Raw genomic sequence first — 11,194 nt, 5'->3', positions numbered from 1 at the left:
CCCGGTGGACAGACCCTTATCGATCGTTTTGCGGGCGCTCATTGTCCGCCTTTGTAACAACGCCCCGCCTCCCAGTCGGGAGGCGGGGCGCGGAAACGCAAATGCGAATAGTTCTCAGTGCATCATGATGGGCGCCTCGACGGCGGGCTCACCCGGCGCACCGGGCGGGGTCGCCCGCCGCTTGCGCGGCAGGAACGCGATCGGGATGAAGGTCGCGAGCACCAACGCGAACCCGACCCAGAACGTGGTCGCGAACGAGTCGGCCGCGAACTGCAGACCGCGCTGAAGGATCTCCGGCGGCAGCGGGATCTGCGCGCCGTGGTTGACCGCGATCGCCGCGCCGGCCTCGGTCAGCGGCTCACCGGTCTGCGGGTTGGTCACGCCGGGGATCTCGGCCGAGCCGTTGAGCCGGCTGGTCAGGATCACCGACATGATCGCGGTGCCGATCGAGCCACCGATCTGCTGGAGGATGTTCACCAGCGTGGAGCCGCGGGCCACCTCGAGCGGCTGCAGCGTCCGCAGGGCCGAGGTCATGATCGGCATCATCGTGCCGCCCATGCCGAGGCCCATGACGAACAGCGAACCGCACAGGAACAGGTACGACGTGTCGGTGCCGACCTGGGTGAAGCCGAAGAACCCGACCGCGATCAGCGCCATGGCGAACGGCACCGTGCGCCCGACCGGGATCTTGTCGGCCAGCATGCCGGCGATCGGCATCGTCAGCACCGCACCGATGCCCTGCGGCGCCATCAGCAGACCGGCGTCGAGGGTGCCCTCCCCGCGCACCTGCAGGAAGTAGCTCGGGAAGAGCAGACCGGCGCCCATGAACGCGATCACGAAGACGAACAGCGAGACGCTCGCGACGCTCAGGTTGCGGTTCTTCAGCAGGCGCAGGTCGAGCAGCGGGTGCTTCGGCTTGAACGAGTAGAAGACGAAGCTGATGACCAGCACCGCGCCGATCAGCATGGTCACCCAGACCTTGGTCGCCGTGATCGTGCCCTCCTCGGGCAGCGACGAGACGCCGTACAGGAAAAGGGCGAGACCGGGCGAGAGCATCAGCATGCCGACGAAGTCGAACGACTCCGACGGGTGCGCTTCGTCCTTGGGCAACGCGAACTGCGCGTAGATGAGGGCGATGATGCCGATCGGCAGGTTGATCAGGAAGACCCAGTGCCAGCTCGCGGCCTCGATCAGCCAGCCGCCCAGGATCGGGCCGCCGATCGGGCCGAGCAGCATCGGGACGCCGAGCACGGCCATCAGGCGGCCGATCCGCTCCGGGCCGGCGGCCCGGGTCATGATCGTCATGCCGATGGGCATGAGCATGCCGCCGCCGAGGCCCTGCAGGACCCGGTAGGCGACCAGCTGCTCGATCGAGCCGGCGGTGGCACAGAGCACCGAGCCGGCCGTGAAGAGCAGCAGAGCCAACATGTAGAGACGCTTGGTTCCGAACCGGTCGGCGGCCCAGCCACTGAGCGGGATCACCGTGGCCAGGGCCAGGGTGTATCCGGTCATGGTCCAGGCGACCTGCGCGTAGGTCGCGTCGAACTCGGTCTGGAAGGTCGGCAGGGCGACGCTGACGACGGTGATGTCGAGGATCGACATGATCGCGCCGAGCACCACCACCCCGGCGATCTTGAGAACCGCGGCGTCGAGCTTGCCCGGAGGCGCGGCGGCTTGATCGGTCACGAGAGAACTCCCCCAGCTTTTTTGCCCGGGTCTCGGGCCGCGCGCAGGTCAATCCGCGCGCACAGAAACGTCCATGCTGCCACTGGTGCGTTACCGGCAGCATCCCGCTTTCAGCATGCCCTCAGGTGTGAGTCACTCTCGCGGTTTCAGTCGGCCGAGGGATCTTCTTGCAGAAGTTCACGCAACAGACGCTCGTCGTCCGCACTGAGGGTGGAGACAAATCGCCGTAAAACCGTCGCTCGGTCGGGTTCGACCGCCATCAGGCGGCTCATCCGGTCTGCGACCAGACCGGCCGGTGCGCTCAGAGCTCCGTACCGGAAGGCCCTTCCGTCCCGATGACGGGCCACTGCACCCTTCTCGAACAGGCGCGTGAGAGTCGTCACAACCGTGCTGTAAGAGAGCGATCCGTCCGGTTCGAGAAGATCGCGAACCTCGCCGGGGGTCAGCGGGCGCACCGTGCCGTCGAGGACCGTCATGATCTCGGTCTCCAACTGGCCGGGCCGACGCCGGCCTCCCCCCGTCGGTGTGGTCACGCTTTCGACCCTATCGATGCTTCCTGTGCGTCGGTTGTGCGTTCGATGAAGAGGCTTTCTGTACGTCGGTGGGGCGTCAGGCGAAGAAGCTCGCTGTACGTCGGTCGCGCGTCAGTTGAAGAGCGACCGGCCCCAGAAGTCGTCGGCCGCGAGCAACCCCGGCGGGCATGCGAACAGCCCGCTCGACACGTGCCGGATGTATTCGTTCAGCTCGTCCTGCCGGGCCAGCTGGGTCTGCACCGGCACGAACTGGCGGCGCGGGTCCCGCTGGTAGGCGATGAAGAACAGCCCGGCGTCGAGCCGGCCGAGCCCGTCCGAACCGTCGACGAAGTTGTAGCCACGGCGCAGCAGCCGGGCGCCGTTGTTCTGCGTGGGATGGGCCAGCCGCACGTGGGCCGTAGTGGCGATCACCGGCTCGCCGTCGTCCCCCCGTACGGCGAAATCGGGCTCGTCGAACTCGCCCCGGCCGGTCAGGGGAGCGCCCTCACCCTTGTCGCGACCGAAAATGGTCTCCTGCTCGAGCAGCGAGGTGCGGTCCCACGGCTCGATCAACATCCGGATCTTGCGAGTGACCATGTATGACCCGCCGGTCATCCAGTCGGGCCCGTCACCTGGACGCACCCACAGATGGTCGTCGAGCAGCGCCGTCTCCTCGGCCTTCAGGTTGGCCGTGCCGTCCTTGAACCCGAACAGGTTGCGCGGGGTCGCCTGCGTGGTCGAGGTCGATGAGGTGCGCCCGAACCCGAGCTGCGACCATCGGACGCTCACCACCCCCATGCCGATGCGTGCGAGATTGCGGATGGCGTGCACGGCCACCTGCGGATCGTTGGCGCAGGCCTGCACGCAGATGTCGCCGCCCGAGATGCCCGCGTCGAGGGTGTCGCCCGGGAACTTCGGCAGGTCGGCCATCGCCGCCGGGCGCTTGCCGCGCAGCCCGAACCGGGAGTCGAACAGGCTGGGGCCGAAGCCGATCGTGAGGGTGAGGCCGGCGGAGGGCAGGCCGAGCGCCTCGCCGGTGTCCTCCGGCGGCGCCTCGGGCAGGCCACCGACCGCACCCAGGGCACCCGCCTCCTGCCCCTGGGTCATCCGGGCGGCTGCGGCCGTCCATGACTGCAGCATGTCGACCAGGGCGGCCCTGTCCTTGGTGATCACGTCGAAGGCGACGAAGTGCAGGCGGTCCTGGGCCGGGGTGATGATCCCGGCCTGTCGCTCGCCATAGAACGAGATCCGGTCCGGTGCCGGCGCGGCGGGCGCGGTGTCCTGACCCGCCGCCCGCCACGCGACAGTTCCGGCGGCCGCGGCGCCAACCACGCCGGCGCCCGCCAGTCCGATGACCTTGCGCCGTTTCATGTGAAACCTCTCCCACGTACGGCTTGTCGCTTCGGGCCCTACTTGCCGGCGACCAGCGCGGCTACCTTGCTGATCGGCTCGGACAGCGCGTTGATCTCGTCGCTCAGCACCTTGAGGTCGGCCTGGCTGAGCTTGTCGTAGAGCTTCCAGCCGTCGCCCTCGCGGTGCTTCTCGAGCGCCGCCTCGACCGAGGCGAACCGCTCGTCGAGCGTCTTGACCAGGGCGGCGTCCTTCTCCTCAAGAGCCGGGCGGAGCGCCGCGATCGCGGCCTGCGAGCCCTCGACGTTGGCTGCGAAGTCCCACAGGTCGGTGTGCGAGAAGATGTCCTCCTCGCCGGTGATCTTGCCGGTGGCGACCTCGTCGAGCAGGCCCTTGGAGCCGTTGGCGAGCTGCACCGGAGAGAGCGTGACGGTGTTCGCCTTGTCCACGATGGTCTTGACGTCGGTCAGCAGCTGGTCGGCGGTCGGGCCCGACTTGCTGACGTCCTTGGCGACCCAGAGGTCCTTCTCGATCTTGTGGAAGCCGGTCCAATCCTGGCCCGCCTCCAGATCGGCCTCGCGTGCGTCGATCTTGGGGTCGAGGTCGCCGAAGCTCTCGGCCACCGGCTCGATCCGCTCCCAGTAGGTGCGGGCGACCGGGAACAGCGCCTTGGCCTTCTCGATGTCACCGGCCTTGACCGCGTTCACGAAGGCGGTCGTCTGCTCGATCAGGGCGCCGGTCTGGCTCTTCACATACCGCTGGTAGTCCTTGGTGGCCTGGGCCAGCTTGGCGTCCTCGGTCAGCGCCGGGGCCGAGCCGGAGACCTGGAACGCGTTCCGGATGCCCTTGCCGATCATGCCGGGCTTGCAGGCGGTCTCGTACGTGCCGGCGGCCAGCTCGACGATGAGCTCGCGGGACAGGCCGGGCGCGATGTTCTCGATCTCGCCCATGACCCGGTCGCCCGGGGCGTAGACATAGAACTCGGTGACCTTGTTGCCCTTGTTCGCGATGGCGAAGGTGACGGTGCCGGCATCCGACTCGGACGCGGCGACCTTGCACTCGGTGTCCGAGGCGTCGACGGTGATCTTGCCGCTGGCGCCGGACGCCGAGTCGTCGTCGCCACCGCCGCAGGCGGCGAGCGGGACGGTCGCCGCGGCGGCCGCGACGATGGCGAGCAAACGGTTGGTGCGCATGAATCTCCTACGTGGCGGGGGTGGAGGCGGGAGCCGGTGCGGCCTTCTTCGATCGCGTCGGCCAAAGGAAGATCACGAGTACGGGGATGCCGTAGGCGAGCCAGGCGATGGTCTCGAGGACCGTCGGCGCGGGCGTGAAATTGACCATGCCGCGCAGCAGTTCGGCGTACCAGGCACCGGGCGGCCAGCTGCCGCTGATGTCGAACGCGGTGGTGTTGAGCCCCGGCAGGACACCGGCCTCCTGCAGGTCGTGCACGCCGTACTTGAGAATGCCGGCAGCGACGAGCACCAGCAGGGCGCCGGTCCAGGTGAAGAACTTGGTGAGATTGATCCGGACGGCGCTGAAGTAGAGCAGCCACCCGAGCACGACGGCGGTGAGCAGGCCGAGCGTGATGCCGATCAGGGGCCGCGCCCCGTCGGCCGAACCCTGCGCGGCCGAGTAGAAGAGGATCGAGGTCTCGAGTCCTTCGCGCACCACGGCCAAGAACGCCACGCCGACGATGGCCGACGGGCCGACCTGGATCGCGCCCTCCATGCGCCCGCGCAGCTCGGATCCCATGTGGCGGGCCATCCGCCGCATCCAGAAGATCATCCAGGTCACGAACGTGACGGCGACGATCGACGCGATGGCCTCGAACAGTTCCTGGTGGGTGAAGGAGAGCCGGGTGACGCCGAACTGGAGCAGCGCGGCGAACCCGATGCTCAGCGCGGCCGCGACCGCGACACCGGACCAGACCCACTTGAGCAGGGGCTTCCGGTCGGACTTGACCAGGAACGCGACGAGGATGGAGACCACCAGGGTGATCTCCAGGCCCTCCCGGAGGCCGATCAGGTAGATGGCCGTCATCGAACTCCTCAGGTAAGCCAACCCTAACTACGCTGAGGCTTACCTTCTTTTATTCACTTGTAGAAGTCAACTCACCGGCTCAGGACCACCACCACGCCGACCGCCGCCGCGCTCAGCAGGGTGAGCACCGGACCCCGGCGGAACGCGAGCATCAGGACCAGCGACCCGGCCAGCACCGCGTACTGCCACCACTCGGCCAGGGCGAGCGCGAGCGGGACGGCGGAGCCGAGGATCGCTCCGACCGCGCCCGGTCCTGCGCCGTCGAGGAAGGCCCGGATGCGGCGGTTGGCACGCAGGCGGTCGAACCGATGGGCTCCCAAAAGGATGAAAGCAAAGGAGGGGGCGAAAGCTACGGCGGCCGCCAGCAGGGCGCCGGCGAGACCCGCGGCCGCGTAGCCCACCACGGCGACGGTGTGCACCACCGGGCCGGGCGTGATCTGCCCGAGGGCCACCGCGTTGAGGAACTGGGCCGAGGTCATCCACCGGTAGTGGTCGACCGCGTCGGCCTGCATCAGCGGGATGATGACGAACCCACCGCCGTACGAGAGAGCGCCGACCTTGAACGCCATCCAGGCGACGCTCCCGGCGAATCCGGTCGTGGCGATCAGTGGCAGCGCGGCCAAGGGCGGGCGGCGACCGGCCGGAACGCGCTGGAAGAGGATCTCGGCGATGCCGCAGGCGATCAGCAGGAGCACCAGCCACGGCCCGATCGTCGCGGCGCCGGCCGCACCCAGAAGCAGATAGACCAGCCACCGGCTCCGGGCGGGTGCGCGCTGCCAGCCCGGGCGCACGAGGCTCCAACCCGCCTGAACGGCTACCGCGGCCACGGCCGACCCCGCTCCGGCGCCGGCCGCCGTCACCCACAGTGGAGGTTCGCCCTCGAGAAAGAGCATGGCCAGCACCAGGATCGCGATGAGTCCCGGCACGATGAAGGCGAGCCCACCGACCACGGCGCCGGCCCGGCCGCGTACGCGCCAGGCCGTGAAGATCGCCAGCTGGGTGGAGGCGGGGCCGGGCAGCAGGTTGCAGGCGGCGATGGCGTCCTCGAACTCCTGCGCGTCGAGCCATCGGCGGTCGTCGACGCAGAGTTTGCGGAGGAGGGCGATGTGCGCGGGCGGCCCGCCGAAACCCACGCAGCCGATCCGTCCCCATTCGCGGAAGACGGTGCCCAGACCGACGGTCGCGGTCATGCGTGGTCCAGGTGCAGCAGGTAACGGATCCGTTCGTCGAGCTCGTCGGCCACCGTCTCGAACAGGGACGGGTCGCGGGCGGGGTCGGCGACGCTCCAGTGCAGTGCCCCCGGATATTCCGGGCAGACCTCGCGCACCTTGTCGCACAACGTGATGACGCGGTCGAAGCTCCGGCCGGTGAACTCGTCGAGATGCTTCGACCGGGCGGCACCGAGGTCGAGACCGCGCGCGGCCATCACCTCGACGGCCCTCGGGTGGATCGGCTTGGGCGCGCTTCCGGCGCTGTACGCCTCGACGCCGGCCCGCCGCGCGAGAGCTTCCGCCATCTGGGAGCGCGAACTGTTGCCCGTACAGAGAAACAGCACCCGCGCTCCCCGTGACGAGGGCGTCGGCGGGGCCACCCACCGTAATCCCGGGTGCAGCGACCCACCGGCGGCGGCCAGCAGGTCGCCGCACCGGGTGAGATCGAGCCGGTAGTACGTGTCGCGACCGTCGGCCGAGCTGCGCCGCGCCCGCACGAGGGAGGCCTTGCGCAGCTGACCCAGGTGGTACGACACCAGGTTCTGCGGCTGCCCGAGGCGGGCCGTCAACTCCTGCACGCGCAGGTCGCCCGGGGCGAGCGCGCTCAGCAGCGCCCATCGCACCGGGTGGCCCGCGGCCCGGAACACGTCCGGCGGTCCTGTCTCCACCGCCGCAGATTACATCAAACTGACTTGATGTTTTTGGGTGGTGTGCCGGCCATTCGCCTGCCTCCGCTTTGTCGACTTCGTCGACGCCGGACCGAGAGTTTCGGCGGCCATAAAGCCGCAGCTCATGCTTGCGCGCGGCCGGAACGCCGCGGACCGGAGCCTCGGAAGTTTCCGAAAGCTATTGACACCTTTCGATTTGAGGTCGGAGACTGCGATTTCGGGAGCGCTCCCAATTCCCCGGAAGGAGAAGCTCTGTGATCACCCGTCCCCGCCTCCACGCGGCGGTCCTGACCCTCGCGGCAGCGGTCACGATCGGCGCCGCGGCGGCCACCACCATCTCCGCGGCGGCCATCGCCATCCCCGCCCAGGCGGCTCCGGGCGTCGAGGACGAGGGCGCCGCGTGCGCCGTCCCCACCCTCCCCGACGCCGGCTCACTGCCCACCGACGCCAAACTCCCCGACCCGTTCCAGCGGCTCAACGGCACCCGCATCACCACCCGGGCCGACTGGACCTGCCGCCGTGAAGAGATCAAGCGCCTGGCCGAGAAGTTCGTCTACGGCGAGAAACCGGCCAAGCCACAGTCCGTCACCGGCACGGTCTCCAGCAGCTCGATCACCGTGAACGTCTCGCATCAGGGCCGCAGCTCCAGCTTCTCGGCCCGGGTCGAACTGCCGAGCGGCACCGGCCCGTTCCCCGCCGTCGTCGTGCTCGGCGGGTTCGGCGCCGACACGGCCGCCATCAAGGCCGCCGGCGCCGCGGTCATCAACTACGACCCGTACGCGGTCGGCAAGGAGGGCACACCCCGCACCAACAAGCAGGGCGCGTTCTACAGCATCTATGGCGCGACCAGCCCGACCGGCCTGCTGATGGCCTGGTCGTGGGGCGTCAGCCGGATCATCGACGTCATCGAGCAGTCCGGCGGCACGATCCTGCGCCCCGACGCGACCGGCGTCACCGGTTGCTCCCGGTTCGGCAAGGGTGCGTTCGTGATCGGCGCGTTCGACCAGCGCATCGCGCTCACCATGCCGATCGAGTCGGGCACGGCCGGCGCGCCGATCTTCCGCGGCGTCCCCGGCGAGGGCGCACAGAGCCTTTCTTCCGCGTACGGGGAACAGCCGTGGCTGGGCGACGCGTTCGGCAGCTTCACCGGCAGTCCGCAGCGTCTCCCGGTCGACACGCACGAGATCGCGGCCATGGTCGCCCCGCGCGGCCTGTTCATCATGGACAACCCGCACATCGCGAACCTGGGCCCGCGCTCGGCGAGCGTGGCCGCCTTGGGCGCGGCCGAGGTCTACAAGGCGCTGGGCGCGGGCGACGCCATCTCGTACTGGTCGGACGTCACGGACGGCACTCACTGCGCCAGCCGTTCCGAGTGGCGCACGCCGTTGCAGCAGAACATCCGTCGGCACCTGCTGAAGACCGCCAACGACCCCGGGGTGATCCGCATCTCGGCCAAGGCCCAGGGCCGCCTGTCCGACTGGGCCACCTGGACGACCCCGACGCTGGACAGCACCCCGCCGCCTTCGACGCCGCCGCCTTCCACCCCGCCGCCTTCGACCCCGCCGCCTTCGACCCCGCCGCCTTCGACCCCGCCGCCTTCGACCCCGCCGCCTTCGACCCCGCCGCCTTCGACCCCGCCGCCTTCGACCCCGCCGCCTTCGACCCCGCCGCCGGCAAGTGGATGCACAGCCTCCGCTTCCGTCAATGCCTGGACCGGCGGTTTCGTGGCAACAGTCCGGGTAACGGCCGGTTCCACACCCGTCAACGGCTGGACTGTCGGCATAACGCTCGCGTCAGGAGCCACCGTCACCAATTCCTGGAACGCGAACCGAACTGGCACAACCGGCGCCCTGCAATTCACCAACGTCGCCTACAACGGCCAGATCCCGGCCGGCGGCTACACCGAATTCGGCTTCCAGGCCACCGGTTCCCCCGGCACCCTGACCCCGTCCTGCAGTTAGGGAAAAGGTGGCGGCCGCGCCTCTTCTCCTTCTGAGCTACCAGGGCTTCGCAGCGCGGACGGGATTCGAACCCGCACGTGTCCCGGGTGAAAGCCGGGCGACTCTACCTTTCGTCCACCGCGCCTCCGGGCCCTGTTTCGTGGGTCGAACCATGAAACAGGGCCCGCCGTAGGCCGTACGGGATTCGAACCCGTGATCTCCTGATCGAGAGTCAGGCGAGTTGACCGCTACTCCAACAGCCCGCAAACAAAAAGACCGCCCTTTCCCCGTACGGGAGAGGGCGGCGCAACCACGCACGAAGCGGCTACGTTCCTTCGCCCCTGAGGGACCGTTCGGTCTCGTGCCCGGTGTGCGTCATGGACACCAAGTTAGGGCGGTTCCGCCGCTCCCGCAACGCATTTACCAAGCGGCATACTGCCTGCGTGGATGATGCCCCGAGCTCGGAACGGCTGGTCTTCTTCACCGACGCCGTCGCCGCGATCGCGATGACCCTGCTCGTTCTGCCGCTGCTGGACGTCATCACCGACCTGAGCGAGGGCCATCCCGGCCTGGACGAGCTGTTGCGCGATCACCGCCTGGAGTTCGGGGCGTTCCTGCTGAGCTTCAGCGTGATCTTCCGCATCTGGTGGGCCCACCATCGGATCTTCCGGCACGTGTCCCGGCTCAACCCGCGGCTGGTCTATCTCAGCGCACTGTGGACGCTGGCGATCGTGTTCCTGCCGATCCCGACCGCGCTGATCACGGCGTACGAGCCGTCGCCCGGAACCGTGGCGATCTACGGCGGCACGTTGGCCCTGGCCAGCGGCTCACTCGCGCTCATTTCCGGGTACGCCCGCCGGCACCCCGAGCTGAGTGACGGCCGCACGCCCGTCCCGGCCGAGATCGTGCTCGGGAACTTGGCCACGTTCCTGGTCCAGCTGCTGGCCACGGTGGTCGGCGCCGTCTTCGCCGACCGGGTCAACTTCTGGGCGTTCCTCCTGATGTTCCTGACGCCCCTGCTCGAACGGGTGCTCCGGCCGGTCGCCCGCTGAGCCGGTTCCTCACCATTTCATGCCACTCGGGCGCAAACGATGCATGCTCTCGATCTTGTCGGGCAACCGTGGAGCTGGACACGGCAAGACCGACGAATCAGGAGCAAGTCATGGAAACGCGTTCTTTCCGGATCGTCACCCTCGGCGCGCTGGCCGTAGGCCTTACGCTCGGCTCGCAGGCCTGCGCGAACACCAGTAGCGACGACACCGCCTCCACCCCGGTGAACGCCGCTGCCCAGTCAAGCGCCCAGCCGTCCACGTCCGCCTCGTCCCGGCCCGCGGGCGCCCCGTGCACCAACGAGGACGTGGCCGTCGAGATCACCTTGCAGCCCGACCGGAAGGACGGCGCGCAGCGGGCGCTGGTCGCGCTCACCAACAAGTCGGACTCGGACTGTGGCGTCAACGGCCGCGCCGCGATCTCGCTGCGCAACGCGGCCGACGAGGTCGTCGACGTGCCTACCAAGGAGGTCAACCAGCCCGGCGCGGCCGTCCCGATCATGCTGAAGTCCGGCAGCAGCGCCTTCCAGGGCATCAAGTGGACCCCGTGCGACAAGGGCGACACCACCTGCGGCGCCGGCAACACTCTGTCGTTCAACTTGCAGGCCTCCACCGACGGCCCAGCGGCCAAGCTGATCAACTTCCCGGCCCCGGAGAAGAGCAACATCACCATGAAGTCCCTCCAGGTCGGCACCCTGCAGCCCGCCACACAGGGCGTCGTCGCCTGGTGAGGCGTGG

10 protein-coding genes and 2 tRNA genes are annotated in these 11,194 nt (G+C 68.9%); 3 read left to right on the top strand and 9 right to left on the bottom strand.

The annotated features are described in order from the left end of the window. Positions 1-114: 114 nt before the first annotated feature. The 7 genes from JIG36_RS15985 to JIG36_RS54045 all read right to left on the bottom strand — a co-directional run bounded on the left by JIG36_RS15985 (position 115) and on the right by JIG36_RS54045 (position 7,467). On the bottom strand, positions 115-1,686 hold the full coding sequence (locus tag JIG36_RS15985) for a DHA2 family efflux MFS transporter permease subunit (protein ID WP_203377058.1): 1,572 nt from the start codon (positions 1,684-1,686) through the stop codon (positions 115-117). A gap of 146 nt (positions 1,687-1,832) precedes the next feature. After that, the gene (locus JIG36_RS15980; protein WP_307872741.1) at positions 1,833-2,219 is read right to left on the bottom strand and encodes a BlaI/MecI/CopY family transcriptional regulator; all 387 of its coding nucleotides are present in this window, start codon (positions 2,217-2,219) and stop codon (positions 1,833-1,835) included. A gap of 111 nt (positions 2,220-2,330) precedes the next feature. Continuing rightward, positions 2,331-3,569 carry an iron uptake transporter deferrochelatase/peroxidase subunit gene (gene efeB, locus JIG36_RS15975; RefSeq protein WP_203377057.1) on the bottom strand — a complete coding sequence of 413 codons (1,239 nt, stop codon included), beginning with the start codon at positions 3,567-3,569 and terminating at the stop codon, positions 2,331-2,333. A 38-nt stretch (positions 3,570-3,607) separates the two neighbouring features. Further along, positions 3,608-4,741 carry an iron uptake system protein EfeO gene (efeO, locus tag JIG36_RS15970; protein WP_203377056.1) on the bottom strand — a complete coding sequence of 378 codons (1,134 nt, stop codon included), beginning with the start codon at positions 4,739-4,741 and terminating at the stop codon, positions 3,608-3,610. Between the two features lie 7 nt (positions 4,742-4,748). Next, positions 4,749-5,588: an iron uptake transporter permease EfeU gene (gene efeU, locus JIG36_RS15965; protein ID WP_203377055.1), complete on the bottom strand. Its 840-nt coding sequence runs from the start codon at positions 5,586-5,588 to the stop codon at positions 4,749-4,751. Positions 5,589-5,659: 71 nt separating this feature from the next. Continuing rightward, positions 5,660-6,778 (bottom strand): chromate efflux transporter, encoded by a 1,119-nt coding sequence (gene chrA / locus JIG36_RS15960; RefSeq protein WP_203377054.1) that lies wholly within the window; start codon positions 6,776-6,778, stop codon positions 5,660-5,662. After that, complete coding sequence (locus tag JIG36_RS54045) at positions 6,775-7,467, bottom strand: metalloregulator ArsR/SmtB family transcription factor (protein WP_203377053.1); 693 nt, start codon at positions 7,465-7,467, stop codon at positions 6,775-6,777. Before JIG36_RS54045 ends, chrA begins: the two co-directional genes overlap by 4 nt. Positions 7,468-7,721: 254 nt before the next feature. Here JIG36_RS54045 and JIG36_RS15950 point away from each other — a divergent pair, with 254 nt between their 5' ends. Beyond that, positions 7,722-9,428, top strand: a complete 1,707-nt coding sequence (locus tag JIG36_RS15950; RefSeq protein ID WP_307872740.1) for a glucuronyl esterase domain-containing protein — start codon at positions 7,722-7,724, stop codon at positions 9,426-9,428. A 50-nt stretch (positions 9,429-9,478) separates the two neighbouring features. Here the strand turns inward: JIG36_RS15950 and JIG36_RS15945 are convergent. Both JIG36_RS15945 and JIG36_RS15940 read right to left on the bottom strand, forming a co-directional pair. Continuing rightward, positions 9,479-9,552, bottom strand: a tRNA-Glu gene (locus tag JIG36_RS15945). Positions 9,553-9,597: 45 nt separating this feature from the next. Further along, positions 9,598-9,670, bottom strand: a tRNA-Glu gene (locus JIG36_RS15940). Positions 9,671-9,850: 180 nt separating this feature from the next. On the opposite strand from JIG36_RS15940, the gene JIG36_RS15935 reads away from it, so the two are divergent. Together JIG36_RS15935 and JIG36_RS15930 are read left to right on the top strand one after the other, a co-directional pair. Beyond that, complete coding sequence (locus JIG36_RS15935) at positions 9,851-10,459, top strand: TMEM175 family protein (RefSeq protein WP_203377052.1); 609 nt, start codon at positions 9,851-9,853, stop codon at positions 10,457-10,459. 110 nt (positions 10,460-10,569) lie between these two features. Then, a complete protein-coding gene (locus JIG36_RS15930; RefSeq protein ID WP_203377051.1) occupies positions 10,570-11,187 on the top strand; it encodes a DUF4232 domain-containing protein in 618 nt (205 codons plus the stop codon). Positions 11,188-11,194 lie beyond the last annotated feature (7 nt).

It is taken from the genome of Paractinoplanes ovalisporus, assembly GCF_016834655.1.
Taxonomy (GTDB): Bacteria; Actinomycetota; Actinomycetes; order Mycobacteriales; family Micromonosporaceae; genus Actinoplanes; species Actinoplanes ovalisporus.
The sequence above is the reverse complement of the archived record's forward strand: the minus strand, read 5'-3'. Positions and strand labels throughout refer to the sequence as shown.

Excerpts from the sequence above, each read along its gene's own strand:
- efeO (WP_203377056.1), bottom strand. The coding sequence starts at position 4,741 with ATGCGCACCAACCGTTTGCTCGCCATCGTCGCGGCCGCCGCGGCGACC.
- chrA (WP_203377054.1), bottom strand. The coding sequence starts at position 6,778 with ATGACCGCGACCGTCGGTCTGGGCACCGTCTTCCGCGAATGGGGACGG.
- efeB (WP_203377057.1), bottom strand. The coding sequence starts at position 3,569 with ATGAAACGGCGCAAGGTCATCGGACTGGCGGGCGCCGGCGTGGTTGGC.
- JIG36_RS15930 (WP_203377051.1), top strand. The coding sequence starts at position 10,570 with ATGGAAACGCGTTCTTTCCGGATCGTCACCCTCGGCGCGCTGGCCGTA.
- efeU (WP_203377055.1), bottom strand. The coding sequence starts at position 5,588 with ATGACGGCCATCTACCTGATCGGCCTCCGGGAGGGCCTGGAGATCACC.